A 23,213-nucleotide genomic window follows, 5' to 3' on the forward strand; every position below is an offset into this window, starting at 1 on the left:
CGAGTGATGTTCGCGAAGCTATCTGCCATCAATCGAATACTTGCCAGGACCAGTAATGCCCAGCAGCAGCAAGCCGCCCATGATACTGAGGTTCTTGAAATATTGGGTCATGTTGGCTGCGCGCTCTGGGTCAACCATAGTCCAAAAGTGATGTCCGATTAGAGCAGTACCGAGTACGAACAAGACGAAGAGAAATGCGAGTGGGCGGGTGTAGAAACCCACGACTATCGCTATAGCGACAAAGAACTCCATGACGACCGCAATCCCCGCAGCGACCATGGGCATGGGCACGCCGAGAGAGCTCATGTAAGTAGCGGTACCGTCAAAGTTGGTCAGTTTGCTCCAGCCGGAAATGATGAAAAGGATCATCAGAAGGATGCGCGCGAGCAGGATGATCTCGTTTCTCTGATTCTCGAACAGGTTGTATCTCATGACTACCTTCCTTTTGTGATGGGCAGTTTTATATTAGCTGCCGCCTGGAAGTTCGCCTGGGCACGACAACGCACTCTCTTCTGGTAGGACTCTGAAGGATTCCCATGACAACCAAGCAACCCGACTGGGAGGCAATTGAACGTGCCTACCGGGCCGGATTGCTTTCCACCCGTGAGATCGCATCTGCCCAGGGCATCACCCACGGTGCAATCAATAAGCGCGCCAAGCGTGATGGGTGGGAGAGAGACCTCAAGGTGCCGGTCAACTGCATCACTCACCGGCCTGTGCCAGCGCGGCAACCAGTTCATCGGTGGTCAGGATGGCGTGAGCGAAGGTCGGACCGTTCAGCTCATGGGCCGAATGCATCATCTCCGGCTTGAAGGCCGCGGTCGCATCCCGCACCAGGGTGACGTGATAGCCGAGTTCCTGAGCGTAACGGGCGGTTGCCTCGATGCAGGTATTGGCCAGCAGGCCGACGATGATCACGTGGGTGATGCCCTTTTGCTTGAGGCGAAAATCGAGGTCGGTATTGGCAAAACCGCTGGAGCCCCAATGTTCCTGCACGACGATGTCACCGTCCTTCGGCGCGAAGTCGGGGTGCCATTCGCCGCCCCATTCACCCCGTGCGAAGTGATGCATATGCATGACCTTGCACTGGGTGGGGCTTGGGTGATCCCAGTTTTCATAGTCGCCTTTTTCCCAGCGGCGGTGCGGTACGATGACCACCGGGATGTTGAGCGCGCGAATGGTGCGATCAAGCGTGCGCAGGTTGTCGAGCAGGCCGACTTGCTTGGCCATTGGCTCGATCAAGGGGTAGATCTTTCCGCCCTCCGACAGAAAGTCGTTGTAGGGGTCGACCAGCAGATAGGCAGTCCGGTCAAGAGGGTAGGTGGCGTTGGGCATGACGGTTCTCCGCAAAGCAATCCGTGGATGGTGAAGTGTAGTTGCTCAGAATCTACGTTAATATGATAATCATAGTAACTAGGAAAGAGGCAATACTGCATGTCGGTGAAAACAACCGTTTCTGAAACCCTGTGTCCGATTTCCCGGGCCGAAGCCATCGTTGGCGACCGCTGGACGGTGCTGGTGTTGCGGGAGTTGTTCATGGGTAGCCATCGCTTTGATGACATCCAGGCGCAGACCGGCGCTATGCCGCAAATGGTCGCGGCGCGCTTGAAGAGCATGGAGGCCGACGGGCTCGTAGAGCGCCGCGCTTATAGTGAGCGGCCAAAACGCTACGAATATCACCTCACGGAAAAAGGCGACGCGTTCTACTCGGTGGTCCTGGCGTTGCGGGCCTGGGGTGAAACCTGGTGCAAGTCGCCCGAGGAAGGCCTGGCGGTGGTCTATACCCACCGCAGTTGCGGCGAGCCGGCCGGACTCGGACCGCTTTGCGCCCATTGCGGGCAGCCCTTGCGCCGCGCGGACCTGATCAGTGAGCCGAGTGCCGCCTATGTCGCCGAACGCAGCGCCCGGCGCGACGCTTTCAAGGGCAGTCGCGGGGCGGCGGGGGAATAAGACCAACGACGTGCCCGCAGTTGCGGGTTTGTATCCGCAGGTATCCGCAACGCCCGCCGTTACCGGGGCATACAAAACCGCCGTTTCCCGACACCTGGGCGATACACGGCGGCCTTCAAATGGAACCACCGGCACCGCGCCACTTTCGGCGCGGCCTGGCGTGGTTCAACTGGAGGAAAGACAATGTTGCGTATCCACACCCGTCACACCCTCGGCAAGCTTGGTCTGGCTCTGGCCGCCGCAGGGCTCGCTACTGTAGCGAGTCTCTCTCAAGCCCAGGAAACACAGCCGGCCCCGGCGATGAAAAGCTGGCAGCAGGGCCTGCATCGCACCGACCTGGTACGCGAAGACCTGGGCGCCGCCGATCGCGAAGTCCTTCAGGTGCTCGTGGACTTCGATCCGGGCGTGACTTCGCCCAAACATGCTCACCCGGGCGTAGAGGTGGCGCACGTGATCAGCGGTACCTTTGAGTATCAACTGGAAGGTCGGGCACCGGTGACGCTCAAGGCCGGTGATTCGTTGTACATCCCTGACGGCGTCGCCCATGTGGCGAAGAACGTGGGTGGAGGCAAGGCCTCGGAACTGGCGACCTACATCGTGAAGAAAGGCGAACCGCTGCTGATCCTGAAGGAGTAGTAGGAGCGAGCTTGCTCGCGATGGTCGTTAACGAAAACGCGCGCTTGCTGGCTATGCGCGGCGCTCTTGAGACCATCGCGAGCGAGCTCTTTCCTACACCTACAGCAATTGCGGTGCTCAAAAAGCCTGGCCTGACCGGTATCAAGTCGACAGGCCAGGCTTTTTTGCATCGGTCAAACCAGATTGATTTCGACGTCGATGTTGCCACGGGTCGCTTTGGAGTACGGGCAAGTCTGATGCGCCATTTCCACCACCTTGCGTGCGATGGTCGGGTCCAGGCCCGGCAGGCTGACATTCAGACGGGCTCGAAGGAAGAAAGCGTTTTCGGACTTGCCCAGATCGATTTCGGCATCCACCGCAACGTCGTTCGGCAAGGCCACTTTCAGCGCGACGGATGCCTTGCCCATCGCCCCGATGAAACAAGCCGACCAACCCGCCGCCAGCAGGTGCTCAGGATTGGTGCCGGCACCTGAAGAGCCGGGAGGCGAAAGCTTGATGTCCAGACGTCCGTCGGTGCTGCGCGCCTGACCGTCGCGGCCGCCGGTGGTGTGGGTCTTGCCGGTGTACAGCACGGTATCGATTGCATTGATCATGGTGGTTTTTCCTGTCAGTGGGTCGCTGGAATGCTCGGAAAACCTGCGCTTTCCGATGCGCCACACTTTTTCATTTCCATGTACTGCACATATGTCCTGAACCTGGCGGATTTGTATCGCTGTGTAAGGTGGCCGGGGGGAAGTACAGTTCGATACAAACCGCTTGAATGCCTTCGACTGGGGAGGGTGTGGCGGTCAAGCTTGGCGTTCCACACTCAGTTTCCCGGTGGTGTTATTGACTGCAAACCTCCCACACGCACCCGCGTAGCCAGCGATGGGCCGGGTCGGCGTCCATGCGCGGGTGCCACAGCATCGAAACCGTGATCGCCGGCGTGGGGAACGGCAGGGCAAAGCAATGTATTCCCTGGCACAGGTTGCCGACGTGCCGCTGCGGTACGCTGGCGACCAGGTCCGAAGCCCGCGCCAAAGCAATCGCCGAAGAGAAGCCAGCGACAATGGTGGCGATGTCGCGCGTCAGTCCCAGCTCATTCAAGGCATCGTCCATGACGCCCTTTTCGTGGCCCCGACGCGAGACCAGGATGTGCCGGGCGGCGGCATAACGAACCGCTGTCATCTCGCCTCGAGCCAGTGGATGACCCTTGCGCACCACGCCAATGAACCAGTCGCGAAACAGCATCCGGGTCCGCACTTCCGGGCTGGTCGATTCGCCGATCACACCGGTTTCCAGGTCCACCGAGCCGTCGCGCAGCAGGGTGCTGTCCTTGTTCAGCTTCTGCACGAAATTCAGGCGGACACCGGGTGCTTCCTGGTGGAGGCGGGCGATCAGTGGTGGTCCGAAATTTTCCACGAAGCCATCGCTGGTGCGCAGGGTGAAGGTGCGCGCCAGTTGATTGAGATCCAGTGCCTCGGCGGGGCGCAGGACGGCTTCGGCGTCCTGCACGAGTGCGCCGACGCGTTCACGCAGCTCCAGCGCCCGGGGCGTGGGAACCAGTCCGCGACCGGCCCGCACCAGCAGCGGATCACCCGTGGTTTCGCGCAACCGCGCCAGCGCCCGGCTCATGGCTGAGGGGCTCAGGCGCAAACGCTGCGCGGCGCGGGCCACGCTGCCTTCTTCGAGCAACACGTTCAGGGTGATCAACAGATTCAGGTCTGGCATGGAGTGAATCCTTGTGGGAGCGAGCTTGCTCGCGATTGCAGAGTTTCAGTCGACATCAATGGTGACTGGCGGGGCCCCATCGCGAGCAAGCTCGCTCCCACATTTTCGAGTGTGGCGTTGTATGCACGTATAAAGTGCAAATGCTGCGTCTTCCGCCATGTTAGGTGCGAGCTTAGGCTCGAGACAACCTATTTGCGGAGTCGCGAGAAAATGAAGTCCATATCGATTCGGGGCGCCTTGGCCAGCCTGTCGTTATCCATGTTGCTGTCGTCCCTGGGCACCAGCATTGCCAACGTTGGTTTACCGACACTGGCCGCAGCGTTCTCGGCCTCCTTCCAGCAAGTGCAATGGGTGGTGCTCGCTTACCTGCTGGCGATCACGGCGTTGATCGTCAGTGTCGGGCGGCTCGGCGACATCATTGGCCGTCGGCGATTGCTGCTGATCGGCATTGCGGTGTTCGCCGTCGCCTCGTTCCTGTGCGCCCTGGCGGCCAGTCTGTGGTTGCTGATAGCCGCAAGGGCCTTACAGGGCATCGGCGCGGCCATCATGATGGCGTTGACCATGGCGCTGGTGAGCGAGGCGGTGCCCAAGGCAAAACTGGGCAGTGCGATGGGCCTGCTCGGCACCATGTCGGCTATCGGCACGTCGCTCGGCCCGACCCTCGGCGGTTTCTTGATTGCCAATCTGGGGTGGCAGGCGATTTTTCTGGTCAATGTGCCGTTGGGTGTTTTGGCGATTGGGCTCGCGCATCGTTTTTTACCGAAAGATTGCCGTGGGAAAAGGGCGGATCGAGCGGGTTTCGATGTCCTAGGCACCCTGGTACTGGTCTTGACACTGCTGGCCTATGCGCTGGCGATGACCCTCGGGCGTGGCGGTTTTGGTCCGCTGAACACGGCACTGTTGCTGGTGGCGATGGTCGGGGCGGGCGTGTTTGTGTTCGTCGAGCGCACAGCCGAGTCACCGCTGGTTCGACTGACGATGTTCCGCAATCCGCAGTTGAGCGCAGGTTTCGTCATGAGCATGCTGGTGACTACCGTGGTCATGGCCACCCTGGTGGTGGGGCCGTTTTATCTCACCGGCGCACTGGCGTTGAATGCAGCGAGCGTTGGCCTGGTGATGTCGACGGGGCCGCTGGTCGCCGCACTGGCCGGGGTTCCGGCGGGTCGATGGGTCGACGGATTGGGCGCGCATCGATCCAGCATGCTCGGATTGATTGCCATGTTGACCGGCGCTTGCATCCTGCCCGCCGTGCCGACGGGCTTTGGTGCGCTCGGCTACATCGTGCCGCTGGCGGTCATTACCGCCGGTTACGCGCTGTTCCAGGCGGCCAACAATACCGCCGTCATGTCGAATATTGCGACGCCGCAGCGTGGCGTGGTGTCCGGTTTGCTCGGGTTGTCGCGCAATCTTGGCCTGATCACCGGCGCTAGCGTGATGGGCGCAGTGTTCGCCTTCGGTTCGGCCAGCAACGATGTTTTGCAAGCGCATCCCGAAGCCATCGCACAGGGAATGCGGCTGACGTTCGTGGTCGCCGCCGGGCTGATCCTCGTCGCCCTGGCGATTGGCGCAGTCAGCAAAATCGTTTCACGTCGCCTGATCGCACCGTGCTGAAAAACGGCGCGACTGTCGTGAAAACGACCTGTTTGCGCTGAACGCGAAGCCTCGCGAGTTTTCTGTTGAACGAGTGTTCAGTCTGGACTATGTTGAGGGCCACCTTCCCCCGGCTGGTTGCGGGCTTGCGTTTCTTCAATTCGAACGAGGCACTGGCATGCGGTTTTCACCCTTTGTTGAACGGATCAGTGGCCAAGGCGTTGCCGCCTGGGATATCCACTACGCGGCCAACGCTGCGCAGCGCAATGGCGAGGACGTGATCATCCTCAGCGTCGGCGACCCGGATTTCCCCACTCCCGATTTCATTACCGATGCCGCCATCCACGCCCTGCGCGAAGGGGATACCCACTACACCGAAATCGCCGGTCGCCAGGCCCTGCGCGAGGCCATTGCCGGCCGCTACAGCCAATTGATCGACCGCGAACTGCAGGCGACCAACGTCATTCTCACGGCAGGTGCGCAGAACGCCTTGTTCGCCACCTCGATGTGCCTGCTCGGTGCCGGCGACGAAGTGATTGCCTTCGATCCGATGTACGTCACCTACGAAGCGACCCTCAAGGCGTCCGGCGCCACGCTGGTGCGGGTGCCCTGTGCGGCGGACTCGGGTTTCCGCCTCGATGCCGCCGTGTTGGCCAAGGCCATTACCCCGCGCACCCGGGCGATTTTCTTCTCCAACCCGAACAACCCCACCGGTGTGGTGCTGGGTCGTGAAGAGCTGCAAGCCATCGCCGACCTCGCCATTGCCCATGACCTGTGGGTGGTAGTGGACGAGGTCTACGAGAGCCTCGCCTATGAGCGTGAACACCAAAGCCTGGCAGCGTTGCCGGGCATGGCCGAGCGCTGCGTGGTGATCGGCAGCCTGTCCAAATCCCATGCCATGACCGGTTGGCGCATCGGCTGGGTCGTGGCCAATGAAGCCCTGGTCAACCATGTCGAAACCCTGGTGTTGGGCATGCTGTATGGCCTGCCCGGGTTTGTCATGGAAGCGGCGCTCAAGGCCGTGCAGTCCCATGACGAAGTCACCCACGGCATGCGCGAGATCTATCGTCGGCGCCGCGATCTGGTGGTGTCCGGGTTGGCGGATTGCCCGGGCATCAGCGTGCTCAGCCCCGATGCCGGCATGTTCGTGCTGGTGGATGTGCGCGGCACCGGCCTGACCTCGCTGGAGTTCGCCTGGCGCCTGCTGCGCGAAGCTGGTGTCTCGGTGCTGGATGCCGCGGCATTCGGTGAGCCGGCCCAAGGGTTTGTGCGGCTTTCATTCACCCTGAGTGACGAGCGACTGGCCCAGGCCTGCCAGCGCATTCGCGGCTTTGTCCAGGTACTCAATGGTGAAGCGCCCAGGCCGGTGATCGGCACGGTGACCAGCACCGCGGCCGTCGAACCGGCCGCCGCCAGGACCATGATCGAAGTCGATGGCCTGCACAAACGCTTCGGCAATATCGAAGTGCTCAAGGGTGTTTCCCTGACCGCCCGCGAGGGCGAAGTGATCTCCCTGATCGGTGCCAGCGGCTCGGGCAAAAGTACCTTGCTGCGCTGCATCAACATGCTCGAAGTGCCGGACCAGGGACGCATCCTGGTCGATGGCGAAAGCATTCACCTTAACCAGAATCGTCCCGGCGCACCGCTGGTGTCGGACGCCAAACAGCTTGTGCGCATCCGTTCCAGCCTGGGCATGGTGTTCCAGAACTTCAACCTCTGGCCCCATCGCACGGTGCTGGAAAACCTCATCGAAGCGCCGACCCAGGTCCTGCGTGAAAGCCGTGCGGAGGCCACTGAACGGGCCGAAGCCCTGCTCGAACGCGTCGGGCTGGCGGCCAAGCGCAACGAGTACCCGGCGTTTCTCTCCGGGGGACAGCAACAACGGGTGGCCATCGCCCGGGCCCTGGCCATGCGGCCCAAGGTCATGCTGTTCGATGAACCCACCTCGGCACTCGACCCGGAACTGGTCGGGGAAGTGCTGCGGGTGATCCGCTCCCTCGCCGAAGAAGGTCGGACCATGATCCTGGTGACTCATGAAATGGCGTTCGCACGCGATGTCTCTTCCAAAGTCGCCTTTTTGCACCAAGGGCTGATCGAGGAAACCGGTTCGCCGGACGAAGTGTTCGTACACCCACGCAGCGAGCGTTGCCGACAATTCGTCAACGCTCATCAGACTCGCTAACTCATCATAAAAAGACGGGAAAACAACATGGGAAATCGACGTTTTGCAAACTGGTTGACCGGTGCGGCCTGCGTATTGCTGGCCGGCATGAGCGCGGCCCAAGCACAACCGATCAGGTTCGCGGTGGCAGCCGAACCCTATCCGCCATACACCGAAAAACAGGCCAATGGTGAGTGGAAGGGCTTTGAAGTCGACCTGATCCACAAGCTGTGCAGCGAAATGAAAGCCGATTGCGAAATCAAGGAAGTAGCGTGGGACGGCATCATTCCGTCGCTGCTGGCGAAGAAGATCGACGTGATCTTTTCCTCGATGTCGGTGACCGAAGAACGCGAGAAACAGATCGCCTTCAGCAAGGCCTACTACGATTCGGCGATTGCCGTCGTCGGCCCGAAAGAGGCGTCGGTGAAGAAGTACCCGGATGACCTCAAGGGCAAGATCATCGGCGTGCAGAACTCGACCGTGAGCGCCAGCTACCTGAAGACCTACTACGAAAAAATTGCCGACGTTAAGTACTACGACACCCAGGACTCGGCCAACGCCGACCTGATTGCCGGGCGCATCGACCTGATGATGGCCGACGGCACCGCCATGGCCGCATTCATCAAGACCCCGGATGCCAAGGACCTGGCCTACCTCGGCACCGTGCCGTATGACCCGATCTTCGGCAAAGGCGTGGGTGCCGGCCTGCGCAAGGACGACACCGAACTCAAGGCCAAACTGGACAAGGCCATCCAGGAGCTGCTGGCGAGCAAGGACTACGACGACCTCTCCCAAAGCTACTTCGGCACCAGCGTGAAGCCTGCGTTCTGACAGCCAGGTCGAACGCGAACCCTTGGAAAACGCAAATCCTTGTGGGAGCGAGCTTGCTCGCGATGAGGGCATGACAGTCAACATCCAAGTTGACTGAACCACCGCTATCGCGAGCAAGCTCGCTCCCACAGGGTCTGGCGGTGCTTTCTAACCGCCAACTGGAGACTGAAATGCCGGCAATGTTCGATCTGATCAATTTCACTGAGCAGGGATGGGGCAGTGCGCTGTTGAAGGGGCTCTGGATGACCCTGCAGATTTCCGCCGGGGCCTTTGTCCTCGGGCTGGCTATCGGACTGGTGGTGGCGTGTCTCAAGCTCGGCGCGCCAAAGCCGATTGCAGCGCTGATGCGCGGCTACACCACGTTGTTCCGGGCGGTTCCGGAATTGCTGCTGATTCTGCTGCTGTACTACGTCGGCTCCATGCTCCTCAATTCGCTGATGACCCGACTCGGCTACGGCGTGGTCAATGTCAGCGGCCCGCTGGCGGCCATCGTGGTGCTTGGGCTGGTGCAGGGCGCTTATGCCTCGGAGATTTTCCGCGCGGCGATCCAGGCGATTCCCTTCGGCCAGATCGAAGCGGCCAAGGCGTTCGGCCTCAACGGTTTCGGGCTGTTTCGCCGGGTTACGCTGCCGATCATGGCGCCGTATGCGATGGCCGGGATGGCCAACCTGTGGATCAACCTGATCAAGGACAGTGCGCTGATCAGCGTGGTCGGCACCAATGAGCTGCTGTACACCGCCAAGCAAGGCGCGGGGTCGACGCGCCACTATCTGTTGTTCTACCTCACGGCTGCCGCGTTGTATTACGCGGTGACGCTGGCGTCGAACTATCTTTCGGGACGGTTGGAGCGACGCATTCGTCGCTGGATGCCTCTTGTTGACTGAACCGGCAGAGAGAATGAAATGATTCCAGCGTGGATAGTTGAATACGCGGCACTGTTGGGCCGGGGGCTGCAAACCACCCTCGTCATTCTGTTGGTATCGAGTGTGTTCGGTTACCTGCTGGCGGTGCTGGTGGCGCTGGCACGGATTTCGAAAAACAAGGTGATCGCCAAGGTCAGCCTGTTCTACACCAGCGTGACGCGCGGCACGCCGTTGCTGATCCAGATCTACATCTACTACTACGGGCTGGGCAGCCTGTTTGCCCAGTTCCCGCTGATTCGTGGCAGCTTTCTCTGGCCGTACCTGCGTGATGGCTACTGGTACATCGTGTTCGCCCTGGTGGTGTCGATGGGGGCCTATGTCGGCGAAGTGATTCGCGGTGGCCTGCTGGCGGTGCCCAAGGGTGAGATGGAAGCCGCGTCGGCCTTTGGCATGACGGCGCGCCAGTCGTTGTTGCGAGTGCGCTTGCCCCGAGCCCTGCGCCTGCTGTTGCCGACCCTGGCCGGGGAAACCGTGATGCTGCTCAAGTCCACGGCACTGGCCTCGACCATCGCCGTGATCGACCTGCTCGGCGCCGCCAACGTGGTCCGCGCGCAGACCCTGCAAGTGTACGAACCCTTGTTGCTGGTGGCCGCCGTCTACGTCTGCCTGACGTTCCTGATCGAAGCGCTGTTTGCCTTTGCCGAACGGCGCGGGACGCCCGTGCGCAGGTCAGCCTGATGAGTTCGCCAACGGTTGACCGCTCGCTGCAGGGCATTGGCCTGTGCACCCTGGGCTACGCGTTCCTGGCCTTGCAGGACGCGGTCATCAAATGGCTGGTGGCCGATTATTCAGTGGTGACCATCCTGTTCTGGCGCAGCCTGGTGGTGGTCGCCGCGGTGTTGCTGGCGGGGCGCCTGCGCCTGATCCAGCGGGCGTGGCGTTCACCGAGCCGGCGCTTGCTGGTGGTGCGCGGTTTGCTGTCGATCGTCGCCTGGGTGCTGTACTACACGGCGGCCAGGGACCTGACCCTAGCCGAGATGACCACCCTGTATTTTTCCGCGCCGATCATGGTCACGGTGCTGGCCGCGGTGATCCTCAAGGAGCGCGCCAGCGGTTGGCAGTGGTTCAGCCTGATCATCGGTTTTGTCGGGGTGGTCATTGCCTGTCGCCCCGACAACATGACCGATCCGTTGCCGATCGTCCTGACCCTGTTGGCGGCGATGTGCTGGGCGTTTACCTATATCCAGCTGCGCCAGGTGGATGAGCAGACCTCAGTGCTGGAGCAGATGCTGATCACCAACGTGGTGTTCGTGATTTGCATGGCGGTTGCCCTGCCGTGGACCCACACGCCATCACCGACGCCCGCCTGGCTGGGCATGCTCGGCGCCGGCCTGGTGGGTGGCATCGGCCAGTTCCTGTTGTTCGCCAGTTTCCGACGCGCCACCGCGACCCTGCTCGCGCCGTTCGAATACACCGGGCTGATCTGGGCGTTTGCGCTGTCGAGCCTGGTCTGGGGCACGCTGATGGACATGTCGCTGATGATCGGCGCCGGGCTGATCGCCGTCAGTGGCACCCTGGCGATGATCTTCGGCCGGCATTCTTCACAGGATGTCGTCGGTGCTGAATGCTCCGTGACGCAGCCCCTTTATCCAGCAACGACAGATGTGGAGTCCGTTGGCGGCGCTGAAGGTCTCGGGGTTCAGGCACCACTCGAGCCAGAGCCCGTCGAGCATCGCCGATAAGCCGATGGCGGCCAGGCGCGTGTCGTGAATCACGAAGCCTTCGCTGGCGGCCAGCCCGTCGAGCAACTGGCGGATCAGGTCGAGGTAGGCGCGGTAACTTTTTTCGTGGGACTGGCTGACGTGTTCGGAGTGACGGATCAGGCTCCAGAACACCACCCACACGCCGAGCAGTTTCGGGTCCATGACCCTGGGCGAGAACGAGCCTTCCAGGAAGGCATCGATCTTTTGCGCGGGTGTCTGGGCCTGCTCGATTTCCTGGAGCAGGGCGGTGGTCAGTTCGTTCGCGAGCCGCTGATAGGTGTCGGCGATCAGTGCCTCGATGCTGCCGAAATGGTGGTTGAGCAACCCCACGGACACGCCGGCTTCGGTGGCAATGCGCCGTACGGAAATCCCGGCGTGACCGTCGCGGCCCAGGCAACGCAGAGTGGCGGCCACCAGCATTTCGCGACGGTCATCGGGTTCGGCGCGGCGGTTTTTCGGGGCATCGGTTGTCACAGGGTTGTCCTTGGGTGAGGTTCCACGATTCCGAGCTTAGTTGAACGTCTGTTCAATCACCAGCTACAGCAGCGATACCACGTTTTTCAGCATTCATGACGGGAGGGAAGCCAATGCCGCAGGATATTTCGTTCAGTGTTCGCAACAACAATGGCGATGCCGTGCGGGTCGGTGCCTGGCGTTATGCAGGCGACGGCAGCGGGCCAAACGTGCATCTGCAAGCCGGCGTACACGCCGATGAAATCGCCGGGATGCTGGTCCTGCACCTGCTGATGCAACGACTGCACACCGCCGAAGCCCAGGGCCGGCTCAAAGGCAACATCACCGTGGTGCCGCAGGCCAATCCGCTGGGCATCGGGCAGTTTCGCCAGGGGCGGATCCTTGGTCGTTATCACGACGCCACCGGGCATAACTTCAATCGCTCGTTCGACCAGTCGGCGGCCATGGCGCGACCTTCGACCTGCGTTCAGCAATGGCAAAAGAAACTGGTGCAACTGGCCGCCCCGGCCGATGTGATGCTTGACCTGCACACCGACGACGAGGCGCTACCGTACCTGTACGTGCACCGCAGTTTCTGGCCCCGTAGCCGCGAACTGGCGGCGGCGATGAAGATGAACGTAGCGATCATCTGGGATGACGGCGGCGATGGCTCCTTCGAGGAAACCATCATTGCCCCGTGGATACGCGACGGAGTCACAGCGGGGCGCATGGCTGCGACCCTGGAGCTGCGCGGGCAGGGCGATGTCAGCGACCGTTTTGCCGAACAGGATGCCGCAGGGCTGTACAACTGGCTGTGCGGTTGCGGTGTCATCGATGAGTCAGTGGCGCCTGCAGAATGGCCCGTCGAAGCCGTGGAAATGGGCCACATGGAAACCATCCTCGCCCCGCAACCCGGGGTGCTGATCTTCGAAAAAGAGCTGGGGGATTTCGTCGAAGAAGGCCAGCGCTTTGCACGGATCCTCGGGCGCCCGGGCGATCCGTCTTCCGAAGTGGTGTTGCACGCCGAACAAGCGGGGCGCCTGGTGACGCGCTATCGCGATCGACTTATCTCGCAGGGTATGGGCGTGGCGAAATTCACCGGCAGCCGGGTGTCGCGTAACTGGAGTGGCGGGTTGCTGGACCCGAACTAAGCCTCACCTTCGCAATTGTAGTGTCATGACATTTGTGGCGAGGGGGCTTGTCGGAACGCCGCACCGCCCCGTTCGGCGGCGAAGCCGTCGCAAAACCTGCCTGCACTATCTGACTGAAGAAAAGCGGGGGCCGCTTCGCAGCCCAACGGGGGCAAGCCCCCTCGCCACAGGTTCGGTGTAAGCCTCAGCCAACATCAGCCCGGCTCAGTTGTCAGGGAATGCTGAGGGTGATCAGGTAGCTCCCCGAGCGAACAGGGGAGCCTGCATCATCCACCAACACATACTGCTGATCGAAATAGCGACCTTCCCGACCACTGTCAGCGAGCAGTTTGACGTTGACGCTGGATTGACCGACAGCGCTCACACTGGCGGTTGGCGCGATGCTGTTTGCCTCAATCCCCATCGCGCGACTCTGGGCCGGGCATTGGTAAAGTTCGAATGTGCCATGCGTACCCACGCGTGACTGACAGCCCGGCTCGACAATGCTGCCTTGAAACCTGATGGTGCCCGGCGCCGCCAGGCACGCACCACTGAGTGCGAACAAAAGACTCAATCCCGCTGCTATACGTTTGCCGTTCATGCTTAACGCTCCTTGAGTTGTAAGGTCTAGGTCGTCAATGAACTCTAGAAGCTTGAGGCTTTTGTTGTATCGCCGTGTATCAGGGCGCCACATCTTCGTACAGCCATACAAAACCAGCTCCCCACGGATACAGCCCGGATACACCACTGGGGCCAAATAGACCTGTCAAAGCGAGATGCACAACGCAGCTCGCAACCAGGTTTATCAACCCTTGTGGCACGACCAATAGTGGTCCAGCTGCGCAAATGATCCGGAGTATCAACATGTCTCGTATCCAGTCGAACAAAACCCGTATTGGCCTGCTCGCTGTTGCACTGGTCGGCGGTATCAACTTCGCTTCCACTGCGTTTTCCGCTGAAGCCTTGCCTCAGGGCTATCAACTGGCCTCTGCGGAAAAGACCAGCGAAGGCAAGTGTGGCGAAGGCAAGTGCGGTGCCAGCGAAGCCGGCGCGCAAAAGACCCAGGCCGAGGGCAAGTGCGGTGAAGGCAAGTGCGGCGATGCTTCTTTCGCGCGCACCGACACCGATGATGACGGCCGCGTGTCGCTCAAGGAACTGCTGGCGGTGGCGCCCAAGGGCACTGAGGAATTCAAGGCGATGGACACCAACGGTGATGGTTTCCTGTCCGAAGGTGAGGTGTACAAGTTCCGCACCAACCAGTTCACTTCCAACGGCAAGAAAGTACCGACGGAACTGTTCACCAAGTTGAGCCAGGCTAAAGACTGATCGGCCGCAAACAAAAAACCCTTCCTGTGTTGAATCGCAGGAAGGGTTTTTTTGCGTGGGCAGTACTGTATGGGAGAACTTTGTGAAAGTTCACTCAAGGAAGACTTATGTGTTTCTCAATATTTCATTACTTCACCGGGCAATAACCGCTTTTCAACCCCTCCTGCCCTGGAACTCTGGAGCTAGCCATGTTGCAGCGGTGGAGGGTTGGCGAATGCTACAGGGCTCATCAACACACGGCTGCATTCGCGATAAACGGTCAGGTCAAAGTGGCGCACTTGCGTTCCCTTGGAGTTGTCTAATTAGCCTCAACCCGCTGTAACGCAGTTCACGCTTACCATCTCCATCAACGGAGGGTAGAACCATGGCTATTATCCCTGGCACCCTGGGTGATGACTTTCTGCTCGGCACCGAGGAAGACGACCAAATAACCGGCCTGGCCGGCAACGACAGCGTGTTTGCCCTTGGCGGCAACGACAATGTCGACGGCGGTGACGGCAACGATGACCTCTTCGGCGACCTCGGCAACGACACACTTCTCGGAGGCAACGACAACGATACTCTCGACGGCGGATCAGGCGCCGATATCCTCACCGGCGGTGCCGGCATCGACAGCTACTTCTGGACCGTGGAAACCGGTAACGAGTCCAGCTCCCTGAGCCAGGACCGCGTCACCGACTTCGAAGGTGCAGGTCAGGTCGGCGGCGACATCCTGCGGCTCTCCAGCTTCCCCAACCGCCTGGTCTTCCAGGGCGCTCGCAACGACGTACCCACGGTGGGAACCAGCCTCGGTTTCGGCAATAACGGCTTCACCGAAGTCTTCTTCGCCCTCGGTGCCGCCAGCACCCTGCTGTTCGCCGACTCCAACGACAACGGCATCTTCGACGCCACTGACTTCGCTGTGCAGCTGGACGGCGTCCACAACCTGGACAGGAGCGACTTCGGCACCACCGCCTTCGTCCTGCGCGGCACTGAAGGCGGCGATGTGATCAATGGCACCAACGATCCCGACACCATCTTCGGCCTGGGCGGCGGCGATGTGATCAACGGCAATGGCGGCAACGACATCATCAATGGCGGCGACGGCAACGACACCCTGAACGGTGACGCGGGCATCGACCGGATCTCCGGCGGCACCGGCAATGACATTATCAATGGTGGCGCCGACCGCGACCTTCTGACCGGCAATGAGGGCAACGACATCATCAACGGTGGCGCCGGCAACGACACCACCCTGTCCGGCGGCGCTGGCAACGACGTCGTCAATGGCGGCGAAGGCAACGACACCCTCGACGGCGACGACGGCAACGACGTCCTCAATGGCGGCGTGGGCAACGACGACTTCTTCGGCGGCGACGGCAATGACCAGATCTTCGGCGAAGACGGCAACGACGAACTGTTCGCCGGCCCCGGCAACGACATGCTCAATGGCGGCGCCGGCAACGATCTGATCATGGGTGAAGGTGGCCAGGACAGTCTCACCGGTGGCACCGGCGACGACGAATTCGAGTTCTTCACCGGCTTCAACCCCAGCTCGCCCTTCGCCACCTTCGACACCCTGGTCGACTTCCAGGGCGCTGGCGTAGTGGGCGGCGACACCCTGGAACTCAACAATGAGTTCTTCTTCCGCGGCCAGGTCAATGTCAATCCGCAACTGGGCGCCGTACTGGTGGGCGGTGGCAACGGCGTGACCGACCTGTTCTACAGCCTGCGCCCTGGCAATACCTGGCTGATCGCCGACGAAAACGACGACGGTGTGCTCGACAACCTCGACTTCACCCTGCGCCTGCAGGGCACACACAACCTGACGGCGGGCGACTTCGGTCGTAACACGATCCTCATCACCGCGGGCACCGAGGGGAATGACGTGCTCACCGGCACCGATGGCGACGATCGCATCTTCGGCCTGGGCGGTAATGACCAGATCTTCGGTCTGGAAGGAGCCGACTTCCTCGACGGCGGCAGCGGTGACGACGTCATCGATAGCGGCCTGGGCTTCGACGAGCTGCTCGGCGGTTCCGGCAACGACACCCTGATCGTCCAGGAATTCGCCAATGCCAGTGGCGGCGATGGCGACGATCAGCTGTTCGGGGGCGACGACCCCTTCGGCTTCCAGTCCAACCTCGACGGTGACGCCGGCAACGACACCCTGACCGCGGGCGCCAGCGGCGCCGTCATGGAAGGCGGCGTAGGCGCCGACGTATTGGTGGGCAGCAGCGTCGACGACTTCATGGTCGGTGACGTTTTCTTCGAGCCGAGCCTCGGTGCGGACAAGTTCCAGTTCGGTGCGGTGTGGGGAACGGACACCATCTTCGACTTCGAGGACGGCACTGACCTGATCGACCTGAGCACTAGCGGTTTCACCTTCGCGAGTCTCGATATTGGAGAACAGTTCGGTGAGGCATTCATTACTGTCGCTGGCCAGCCGGATGTGGGAAGCATCACCTTGACCGGCGTCCCACAGGCCGCGATCACCGAGGCGGACTTCGCCTTTACCTGAGTGATCGGCGCATGCTCACGCCGGGGGATGGCGTGAGCATGCCGCGTCGCGAATCCAGAAGGGGAAAGGGGACTGATTTTATTTTTTACTCCGAATGTCGGGTCGATTTCAGCCGGTCGAGGAAGGCAGAAGTCGGCCAAAAGCAGCCTCTGACCACCGTGGAGAACATACTTTCACCACGGTGGACTTGGCTTCCCTTGGGATCTAACTAAATGTTACTCGTAACTGATAATTCCGAGTTGCTTTGCCATGAACAGTTCGTTCCGTTCAACGATCTCCTCGACCACTTTACCCTCTTTGTTAAACCGGAAGTACGTCAGGGCCGTCCACGTCAAGCTCTTGCCTTCTACGTTAAAGCCGTGCCATGTATTCGAACCGGTTGCACAATGTGTCAGCGCGACTACAACAACGTCATTTGTAACAACTTCCTTGCTGAATGTAGTTTTAATTGTCTTATATCGCTCGAGAACATTTGCGCTCAAGGCTCGTTTGAAGTTTTCCAAACCACCTATCGGAGCATCGCAGTCCGGTCGATGCACGACCACGTCGACATCGAAATACTCTGAAACTCGCTCAACATCCTTACCATCCACACAATATTTAAAGTAGTTCTTCACCGTGTCTAGATTTTTGACGTTCATGCGACACTTACCTCTCTCACATTGATAACAAGCAATAAATTCAACTGCTTTTATAAAGGCCGCCCCACTCAAAAGGAGCCGTATCCGAGCGACGTTACATCGATACGAACAAGACTTTTTGCACACTTCGCAAGTGTTTAATTGGAGCGACCCAGCGTGTCAGGCACATTCTAGGAGGGGTTATGGTATTCGTAAATCTATAATATATTAGACATGCTATCGGCTAATGGAATACCACATGAGTCTGGAACGGTTGGAAAAATGGGCGACAGTCAGGCATTTCCGCTTGGCAATTGCATTGCTTGAATATGGCAGTGTCTTGCACGCCGCACGCTCGCTGAACCTCTCACAGCCCACGGCGAGCAAGCTATTGCGGGATCTGGAGGAGGCTGTAGGGGCTCAGCTCTACACTCGGAATCGTAGAGGGGTTACGCCTACAGAGCTTGGTCGGGACTTTGTGCAGCGCAGCCGGATGATTCTTGCCCAGCTGGATCATGTATCCCAAGCAATCGACGCTCTTGGAAAGGGGCATGCCGGGCGTGTTGCCATAGGAAGCGTGTTAACAGGGTCAAGTTATCTTGTACCTGCCGCCATCGCACGACTGTGGGCAAGCCGACCAAGCATCCGCATCAAAATAGTCGATGGGGTAAGTGGCGAACTGATACCTCGGCTCATCTCGGGCGAATTGGACTTTTTGATTGGGAGACTTTCCGATGTCAGCTCAAGCGTCGTTGTCGCTCAGGAGGCGCTTTTTAGCGAAAACGCCATCATCGTTGCGCGCCGTGACCACCCACTTGCTCAGCAACCAGGGGTTGAACTGGAAGAACTCGCGCGCGAAGCATGGATTCTGCCTCCAATAGAAACTACTTTACGGAAGCAGTTCGATGATATTTTTCATCGAAAGGACATCAATCCACCACATGCAACCATAGAAACAGCATCATTCTTTAATATACTTTGGTTATTAAAGCAGACTGATCTTCTTGGAATATTGCCGCAATCAGTTATTTCTGACCCCGCACACAGTAAGGAGTTGATTCGCCTCCCGGCTTTCGAACCTCTTATTCTGGAGCAGATCGGTGTTTCCCGACTGGCAGACGCTACATTGTCACCTGCCGCTTGCGCTTTATTGGACGCACTAAGAGAGGTTATGCACAGCACCCCAAAAATGAGGGAGTGCCTTCTGTGAAAGAAGGAGTTCAAATCGTTGCAATAGCCCATCGTATGGATGGACAGCCTTGAGAACAGGCAGCAATCGGCCAAAAACGGACGCTCACAAGTAGACGAGGAATTACGCATGGACATGATACGTTATCAGACACAAACGGCGAAAAGCTACGCCACTTATGTCGTCTACTTATAGTTAGGGTTTTCATACAAATGCAAAACGATTGGGCGTTCGATCAAGCGAAGAATGTTGCAGCCATAACGACACGACAGGCACTGTGGGAAGGACTACCTATCCTGTGCGTAGTCCATTACGGTGATGATCATTCTTGGTCATTCACCTGTGGCACAACTAATGCCCCATCTGATGCCCTAGTAGTCAGCATGGAATGCATCGTCGAGCACGACCCAACATTGATCGACATTGCAAACCTTCCGCCTGGTTGGGGTGCCTACCGTGAAGCCTTGGGGAGCGAATGGGAGTGCTACGAGATGGAGCAGGCCGAATGAATACTCGGCTATCTGCATCTGCCTAACGCCTACCGCCAACATCCAGCAGACGTTGGGCTCTTACTAAACCATGGGCATCCACACAAATGGTGTAATCGTTAGCCTATGTCCACAATGGGTCCAGGCTGTGTGAAAACGTTTTAGAGCGGAGTTTACGGTCAGGGGCGGACCGAAAATCGCGCTCCTACGCAATTTTTTGGTCTGCTGATTAACCAAACGCTGGCAGATTTTACGTAGCAACGCAGACTTCAAAACGGTGCATACGTTTTCACACAGCCTGGGTCGATTACAGCCAGTGGTGGCGGACCAAAGTTGGCCAAAAGATATCCGCAACCAGCAACCACTATGCGCCTTTACCTGCTTTCAGCCGTGATCAAACAGCACGCCATATCGAAACGAAAACTGCTGCCAGAAAAAACGAGATTGGAATTGGCAGTATCGATTGCACAGCAGTTAATTGCTTACCTGTGCGTCGAGTGACAATCCTGAATATGCCTACGACCAACACAAACGCTATAACAAGCGCCAACCCATATTCACTCATGAGATACACCTAGCCATTCTTGTTTTACATTAAACATCGGCGCCATAGGCCGCCCCAAAGCATAACGGCTACTCTATCAGCACACCTTCATAGCCGACCATCTGCTTGATAGCATTCACACATTTGCTAATAGATTGTCCGTTTTGGGTCGACTGCGGCCCTTCGTGACAGGCAGAAACCGGCCAAAAGCAGTCACTTAAAGAGATCTAAATAATATTTCGGTGAAGTTGAGCAATCTTGTCGGAAAAATGTAAATCCGTCCCCTTTTTTTGCCTTTTTTTGGGGGGCATAAGCCTGCACTTCGCCGGCAGTTCCCGCTCAAACGAGGATATTGCAGAAGAGGAAGAAGGAATACACTGCGACGCCCCCAAGGGGCGCTGTCCTAGCGGCAAGGATAGGTATTCGATAGCGCAACGGTGACAGCCACGTTCTGATGCATCTGGCGCAACCGCTCATCGTTTTCCAGGCGCAGCACCACCGACTTAACCAACTCGAGGTTGATAATACCCTTGGGAACGCACACGAATGGCTTCATCAATTGAGCCTGCTGCAAAGCGGATACCGTGCCCTTCGCGGCCAGTATGGTACCGACGCAGTAGCCGGCCTTGAACTGGTCTCTTCGGGATGCATCCGAATTGCTCCACTCGTGGCAGGTGCTAAGCAGTTCATTGCCATCGTACTTGAGCGTCTCCTGCGGGGGCTCTTGGAGGGCCAGAGCAGAAGTAGACAGGGTTGCCATAAGCAGGAACGTGAATAGCTGTTTCGACATATCGATGCTCATTGTTCTGGTTAGATTCGTCATGCTGTCGCCTACCAGAGAGCTAGGCGAGCCTTTGCATAAAGCATTCTCGGCGTTTGATGGGTAAAGGGGACGAATTTATTTACCGAGGCAGCGGAAGATATAAATCTGCCCCTTTTGTTGCTTTCCCTTTTTTTGCTCATAGACACATCTAGATGGCAGATTTCCTCGATCGCAATCCTTCTTGACCGGAAGCGAGTGGTTTGAATCACTAGTTAGAGATTAATAACCGCGAGCCAATGAGAGAAGCCAGCCAATCTGAGACTTTCTGTCTCTTGAAAATATGCACCATATCGTAACTATGGAAGTGAGCGAATGGAGTCCGCATATGAGAACGCCGGTAAGTATTGATGTGTGCGATTGTACCCCAATGATCACGAGGGTAGCGAGCACGGCTGGAATCATTGAAATATAGCACACAATAATTGTTCGCCAAATGTAGCCCCATATCGTTATGGGTTTTTTTGACTTTAAGAGTCCGTCATCGGTGGCTAATTTTTTCAATAGAAATATAACGAATGCATTGTATATGGCGAGCCAGACTAGGCTTGCTATTAAAAGGACGCCTGTTGAGTATGGTGAGCTCCTTGGGGATAGAATGGAAAGTGCCACTCCAAAGACTAGCAGGATGAGCCATGCTTTTTTCATGAATGGGTCAAAGTGGCTCATTGAATCTCCAATTAACTATAACGATTAAACTAACAGGTTAGCAGAAGTGTAGCTTTTTCGAATCCAGTGAGCGGAGGGAACGGTTTGAACCACTAGTTAGAGATAAATAACGTACTTGTCGTCCCTGTAAGTCCTTGTCTAGCTTAGACGTGGTCACGGCAAGCGCGAAATTGCTCGGGGAGAAACGCGCTATGGATGACGGCAAGCCCTGCTGCCCTCTAAAATCGATCCAGTATCGTTAATGATATCCATTTGCCATCATCTTGTCCACCGTCCACTCTGGGTCAGTTGCGGCCCTTCGCGACAGGCAGCAATCGGCCTGAAGGAGACGGCCTGAAACCATCGACTGTAATAGGTCAATGAGTCTAAAAATCAGAATAACAAACTTCCTGGCTACTCGTTTTTTTCTCCCCCACAGCGATAAATTTTTGAAAAATTAGCCAGATACCAATAAATCAGCGCAAACCCATACCCCAAAAGAAAAGAGACACCATTGGAGTAGAACACTTGAATAAACTCTGACTTATAAATACACATCCGCCTGCAACTCGGCGCTTCCAGAACCGTCACATTCAAGAAAAATAATCCAATGCAAATCATCATCAATCCCGGTAATGCTTTCAGATGACGCCTCCGCCCGGTAAGCGAACCAACATACATCTCCCGATAGGGTTTCCATCGTGCGACGAGAAAGGCGTAATAAAAACTGAACAACCAGGCCAGTAAAAATATTAACTGTGTAGCCTCAGGAAATGACGACTTTCTGGCCCAAACGTTTATCGATGAGATATTGGCTCTGGCGATAGCGGCAAGCCCCGCCACCCACTGAATGCCCATAACGTCTTTACTATACCCGCCAAAAACAATTACAGACGTGATCAATAATGGAAGCCACACTATCCACCTTCGATAAAAAGCATCACTCGCCATTACCTGCACAAGCTTCGAAGTTGATGGATTACGCATACGCCCTCCTTAGCACCGTCTGATTAACCTTCTCTCATACCTTTGCTCAGATGTTTTTCTAACGGGCTTGTCGTGCCTCGGTGGAGCCCAGGTCACCACTGAACCGGCGAGTTTGATGTACGACTCCTGTGTCTTGCGCGCGTTTTCGTTCGAGGTCGCAATGCCGGCCGCCCTGTTTTACCGTCTATTTCGGGATGTATTTGGACAGGGTCGCCTTAAGCGCCTCGGTAACAAGAGCAATCAGAATTGGCTCGGAACTCGACTGCATATCTCTACCAATTTCGGATTGCTGTTCTTTCACTTTTCCCGCGTATTTTGATGCGCGGCCTTCAGATACGAGTGATGACAACTCTTCTTGAGTGAATGACTTCTCATAGGCTGCAGCAAGGTTCTCATCCCACTTAGGCTGGTACTGCGGCAGCAATGCATTGATTTCGTCAGACACGGCACTGCTTGCATCTGCACTTCCCAGTTTTGTGACGATCATCGCGTAGGTGATCGTTCTTTTCGCTGCCAAAAGTGCAAGAGTAGAGAGGTTACTGCCGATCTGTGCCTGGGCAACGAATGTGCGAGCATCTTTATGAGAGCGGGTTTCAGCGGAAACTGTATTGGAAAGCGCGACGAGCACGGTGAACACGATAGCGGCAGAAGAAATCCTTTCCATTTTCCAGCTCCATCGGAGGGAAACCAGTGTTTCATCAGCGTAGTTTCATCCCGAAGGTTGTGCCACGTGGTGACCGCTGCTGCGGCAGGTGGTTTGAGCACGGCGAGACTTTGAATACCCTGGTTGAGGAAATTTGAGTCACTCCGGCTTTTTGGGCACCACGACGGACTGCCTTTGGCCGTTTATTGCCTGGCGCCACCGTCAGCTATGGGGCGATTCTGTTGAAAAAGTAGCTCCCCTGTCTGGCCTGCGGCAAAATCTCTGCATTGGCCAGCAGGGAAGCACGCAGCATGATGGGACAGTTATCGAGTGGGCAGGAACGGCTGTTTTACTCGTTCAA

At 57.9% G+C, this 23,213-nt stretch carries 21 protein-coding genes and 1 pseudogene; 12 read left to right on the plus strand and 10 right to left on the minus strand.

The features are described from left to right. Window positions 1–18: 18 nt before the first annotated feature. Window positions 19–432, minus strand: coding sequence for a DoxX family protein (locus tag KW840_RS17240; protein WP_218496475.1), 414 nt, complete (start codon window positions 430–432; stop codon window positions 19–21). A gap of 270 nt (window positions 433–702) precedes the next feature. Then, window positions 703–1,335: an isochorismatase family cysteine hydrolase gene (locus KW840_RS17245; RefSeq protein WP_154862036.1), complete on the minus strand. Its 633-nt coding sequence runs from the start codon at window positions 1,333–1,335 to the stop codon at window positions 703–705. A gap of 99 nt (window positions 1,336–1,434) precedes the next feature. Between KW840_RS17245 and KW840_RS17250 the strand changes: the two genes are divergently transcribed. Together KW840_RS17250 and KW840_RS17255 are read left to right on the plus strand one after the other, a co-directional pair. Next, window positions 1,435–1,950, plus strand: a complete 516-nt coding sequence (locus KW840_RS17250) for a helix-turn-helix domain-containing protein (RefSeq protein ID WP_218496477.1) — start codon at window positions 1,435–1,437, stop codon at window positions 1,948–1,950. 183 nt (window positions 1,951–2,133) lie between these two features. After that, complete coding sequence (locus KW840_RS17255) at window positions 2,134–2,586, plus strand: cupin domain-containing protein (RefSeq protein ID WP_090456280.1); 453 nt, start codon at window positions 2,134–2,136, stop codon at window positions 2,584–2,586. Between the two features lie 173 nt (window positions 2,587–2,759). Here KW840_RS17255 and KW840_RS17260 read toward each other — a convergent pair whose 3' ends face one another. Together KW840_RS17260 and KW840_RS17265 are read right to left on the minus strand one after the other, a co-directional pair. Continuing rightward, window positions 2,760–3,179, minus strand: coding sequence for an organic hydroperoxide resistance protein (locus KW840_RS17260; RefSeq protein WP_218496478.1), 420 nt, complete (start codon window positions 3,177–3,179; stop codon window positions 2,760–2,762). A gap of 232 nt (window positions 3,180–3,411) precedes the next feature. After that, window positions 3,412–4,296 carry a LysR family transcriptional regulator gene (locus KW840_RS17265; RefSeq protein ID WP_218496479.1) on the minus strand — a complete coding sequence of 295 codons (885 nt, stop codon included), beginning with the start codon at window positions 4,294–4,296 and terminating at the stop codon, window positions 3,412–3,414. Between the two features lie 192 nt (window positions 4,297–4,488). On the opposite strand from KW840_RS17265, the gene KW840_RS17270 reads away from it, so the two are divergent. The 6 genes from KW840_RS17270 to KW840_RS17295 all read left to right on the plus strand — a co-directional run bounded on the left by KW840_RS17270 (window position 4,489) and on the right by KW840_RS17295 (window position 11,483). Then, on the plus strand, window positions 4,489–5,907 hold the full coding sequence (locus KW840_RS17270) for an MFS transporter (protein ID WP_371318473.1): 1,419 nt from the start codon (window positions 4,489–4,491) through the stop codon (window positions 5,905–5,907). Between the two features lie 157 nt (window positions 5,908–6,064). Continuing rightward, window positions 6,065–8,068 (plus strand): aminotransferase class I/II-fold pyridoxal phosphate-dependent enzyme, encoded by a 2,004-nt coding sequence (locus KW840_RS28830; protein WP_218496483.1) that lies wholly within the window; start codon window positions 6,065–6,067, stop codon window positions 8,066–8,068. A gap of 27 nt (window positions 8,069–8,095) precedes the next feature. Next, window positions 8,096–8,878 carry a transporter substrate-binding domain-containing protein gene (locus tag KW840_RS17280; protein ID WP_090456270.1) on the plus strand — a complete coding sequence of 261 codons (783 nt, stop codon included), beginning with the start codon at window positions 8,096–8,098 and terminating at the stop codon, window positions 8,876–8,878. Between the two features lie 170 nt (window positions 8,879–9,048). Then, window positions 9,049–9,762, plus strand: a complete 714-nt coding sequence (locus KW840_RS17285; protein WP_007981895.1) for an ABC transporter permease — start codon at window positions 9,049–9,051, stop codon at window positions 9,760–9,762. Between the two features lie 18 nt (window positions 9,763–9,780). Next, the gene (locus tag KW840_RS17290; RefSeq protein WP_154908666.1) at window positions 9,781–10,479 is read left to right on the plus strand and encodes an ABC transporter permease subunit; all 699 of its coding nucleotides are present in this window, start codon (window positions 9,781–9,783) and stop codon (window positions 10,477–10,479) included. Beyond that, window positions 10,479–11,483 carry a DMT family transporter gene (locus tag KW840_RS17295; protein ID WP_218496485.1) on the plus strand — a complete coding sequence of 335 codons (1,005 nt, stop codon included), beginning with the start codon at window positions 10,479–10,481 and terminating at the stop codon, window positions 11,481–11,483. Before KW840_RS17290 ends, KW840_RS17295 begins: the two co-directional genes overlap by 1 nt. On the opposite strand, the pseudogene KW840_RS28555 reads toward KW840_RS17295, so the two are convergent. Beyond that, window positions 11,439–11,924: pseudogene (locus KW840_RS28555) on the minus strand (TetR family transcriptional regulator C-terminal domain-containing protein); the annotation flags it as partial. The gene KW840_RS17295 and the pseudogene KW840_RS28555 sit on opposite strands and share 45 nt — an antisense overlap. Before the next feature lie 167 nt (window positions 11,925–12,091). Between KW840_RS28555 and KW840_RS17300 the strand changes: the two are divergent. Then, the gene (locus KW840_RS17300; RefSeq protein ID WP_218496487.1) at window positions 12,092–13,108 is read left to right on the plus strand and encodes a succinylglutamate desuccinylase/aspartoacylase family protein; all 1,017 of its coding nucleotides are present in this window, start codon (window positions 12,092–12,094) and stop codon (window positions 13,106–13,108) included. A gap of 211 nt (window positions 13,109–13,319) precedes the next feature. Here KW840_RS17300 and KW840_RS17305 read toward each other — a convergent pair whose 3' ends face one another. Next, window positions 13,320–13,688 (minus strand): type 1 fimbrial protein, encoded by a 369-nt coding sequence (locus KW840_RS17305; RefSeq protein WP_218496489.1) that lies wholly within the window; start codon window positions 13,686–13,688, stop codon window positions 13,320–13,322. A 263-nt stretch (window positions 13,689–13,951) separates the two neighbouring features. Between KW840_RS17305 and KW840_RS17310 the strand changes: the two genes are divergently transcribed. Further along, window positions 13,952–14,413 (plus strand): hypothetical protein, encoded by a 462-nt coding sequence (locus tag KW840_RS17310; RefSeq protein ID WP_090456262.1) that lies wholly within the window; start codon window positions 13,952–13,954, stop codon window positions 14,411–14,413. A 364-nt stretch (window positions 14,414–14,777) separates the two neighbouring features. After that, window positions 14,778–16,913, plus strand: coding sequence for a calcium-binding protein (locus KW840_RS17315; protein ID WP_218496491.1), 2,136 nt, complete (start codon window positions 14,778–14,780; stop codon window positions 16,911–16,913). 215 nt (window positions 16,914–17,128) lie between these two features. Here KW840_RS17315 and KW840_RS17320 read toward each other — a convergent pair whose 3' ends face one another. Continuing rightward, window positions 17,129–17,554, minus strand: a complete 426-nt coding sequence (locus KW840_RS17320) for an ester cyclase (RefSeq protein WP_218496493.1) — start codon at window positions 17,552–17,554, stop codon at window positions 17,129–17,131. Between the two features lie 238 nt (window positions 17,555–17,792). On the opposite strand from KW840_RS17320, the gene KW840_RS17325 reads away from it, so the two are divergent. Beyond that, window positions 17,793–18,743, plus strand: coding sequence for a LysR family transcriptional regulator (locus tag KW840_RS17325; RefSeq protein WP_218496496.1), 951 nt, complete (start codon window positions 17,793–17,795; stop codon window positions 18,741–18,743). 1,414 nt (window positions 18,744–20,157) lie between these two features. On the opposite strand, the gene KW840_RS17330 is transcribed toward KW840_RS17325, so the two are convergent. The 3 genes from KW840_RS17330 to KW840_RS17340 all read right to left on the minus strand — a co-directional run bounded on the left by KW840_RS17330 (window position 20,158) and on the right by KW840_RS17340 (window position 22,873). Continuing rightward, window positions 20,158–20,577, minus strand: coding sequence for a Rap1a/Tai family immunity protein (locus tag KW840_RS17330; protein WP_218496498.1), 420 nt, complete (start codon window positions 20,575–20,577; stop codon window positions 20,158–20,160). A 1,059-nt stretch (window positions 20,578–21,636) separates the two neighbouring features. Then, window positions 21,637–22,209: a hypothetical protein gene (locus KW840_RS17335; RefSeq protein WP_218496499.1), complete on the minus strand. Its 573-nt coding sequence runs from the start codon at window positions 22,207–22,209 to the stop codon at window positions 21,637–21,639. A 184-nt stretch (window positions 22,210–22,393) separates the two neighbouring features. Continuing rightward, complete coding sequence (locus KW840_RS17340; RefSeq protein ID WP_218496501.1) at window positions 22,394–22,873, minus strand: hypothetical protein; 480 nt, start codon at window positions 22,871–22,873, stop codon at window positions 22,394–22,396. Window positions 22,874–23,213: the final 340 nt, after the last annotated feature.

Source organism: Pseudomonas sp. PDM30, assembly GCF_019218985.1.
Lineage (GTDB): Bacteria > Pseudomonadota > Gammaproteobacteria > Pseudomonadales > Pseudomonadaceae > Aquipseudomonas > Aquipseudomonas jessenii.

What these genes read in the sequence shown, in the direction of transcription:
- KW840_RS17330 (WP_218496498.1), bottom strand. Translation starts at nt 20,577, where the DNA reads ATGACGAATCTAACCAGAACAATGAGCATCGATATGTCGAAACAGCTA.
- KW840_RS17340 (WP_218496501.1), bottom strand. Translation starts at nt 22,873, where the DNA reads ATGGAAAGGATTTCTTCTGCCGCTATCGTGTTCACCGTGCTCGTCGCG.
- KW840_RS17305 (WP_218496489.1), bottom strand. Translation starts at nt 13,688, where the DNA reads ATGAACGGCAAACGTATAGCAGCGGGATTGAGTCTTTTGTTCGCACTC.
- KW840_RS17280 (WP_090456270.1), top strand. Translation starts at nt 8,096, where the DNA reads ATGGGAAATCGACGTTTTGCAAACTGGTTGACCGGTGCGGCCTGCGTA.
- KW840_RS28830 (WP_218496483.1), top strand. Translation starts at nt 6,065, where the DNA reads ATGCGGTTTTCACCCTTTGTTGAACGGATCAGTGGCCAAGGCGTTGCC.
- KW840_RS17335 (WP_218496499.1), bottom strand. Translation starts at nt 22,209, where the DNA reads ATGCGTAATCCATCAACTTCGAAGCTTGTGCAGGTAATGGCGAGTGAT.
- KW840_RS17285 (WP_007981895.1), top strand. Translation starts at nt 9,049, where the DNA reads ATGCCGGCAATGTTCGATCTGATCAATTTCACTGAGCAGGGATGGGGC.
- KW840_RS17300 (WP_218496487.1), top strand. Translation starts at nt 12,092, where the DNA reads ATGCCGCAGGATATTTCGTTCAGTGTTCGCAACAACAATGGCGATGCC.
- KW840_RS17290 (WP_154908666.1), top strand. Translation starts at nt 9,781, where the DNA reads ATGATTCCAGCGTGGATAGTTGAATACGCGGCACTGTTGGGCCGGGGG.
- KW840_RS17315 (WP_218496491.1), top strand. Translation starts at nt 14,778, where the DNA reads ATGGCTATTATCCCTGGCACCCTGGGTGATGACTTTCTGCTCGGCACC.
- KW840_RS17265 (WP_218496479.1), bottom strand. Translation starts at nt 4,296, where the DNA reads ATGCCAGACCTGAATCTGTTGATCACCCTGAACGTGTTGCTCGAAGAA.
- KW840_RS17250 (WP_218496477.1), top strand. Translation starts at nt 1,435, where the DNA reads ATGTCGGTGAAAACAACCGTTTCTGAAACCCTGTGTCCGATTTCCCGG.
- KW840_RS17295 (WP_218496485.1), top strand. Translation starts at nt 10,479, where the DNA reads ATGAGTTCGCCAACGGTTGACCGCTCGCTGCAGGGCATTGGCCTGTGC.
- KW840_RS17245 (WP_154862036.1), bottom strand. Translation starts at nt 1,335, where the DNA reads ATGCCCAACGCCACCTACCCTCTTGACCGGACTGCCTATCTGCTGGTC.
- KW840_RS17240 (WP_218496475.1), bottom strand. Translation starts at nt 432, where the DNA reads ATGAGATACAACCTGTTCGAGAATCAGAGAAACGAGATCATCCTGCTC.
- KW840_RS17320 (WP_218496493.1), bottom strand. Translation starts at nt 17,554, where the DNA reads ATGAACGTCAAAAATCTAGACACGGTGAAGAACTACTTTAAATATTGT.
- KW840_RS17255 (WP_090456280.1), top strand. Translation starts at nt 2,134, where the DNA reads ATGTTGCGTATCCACACCCGTCACACCCTCGGCAAGCTTGGTCTGGCT.
- KW840_RS17325 (WP_218496496.1), top strand. Translation starts at nt 17,793, where the DNA reads ATGAGTCTGGAACGGTTGGAAAAATGGGCGACAGTCAGGCATTTCCGC.
- KW840_RS17310 (WP_090456262.1), top strand. Translation starts at nt 13,952, where the DNA reads ATGTCTCGTATCCAGTCGAACAAAACCCGTATTGGCCTGCTCGCTGTT.
- KW840_RS17260 (WP_218496478.1), bottom strand. Translation starts at nt 3,179, where the DNA reads ATGATCAATGCAATCGATACCGTGCTGTACACCGGCAAGACCCACACC.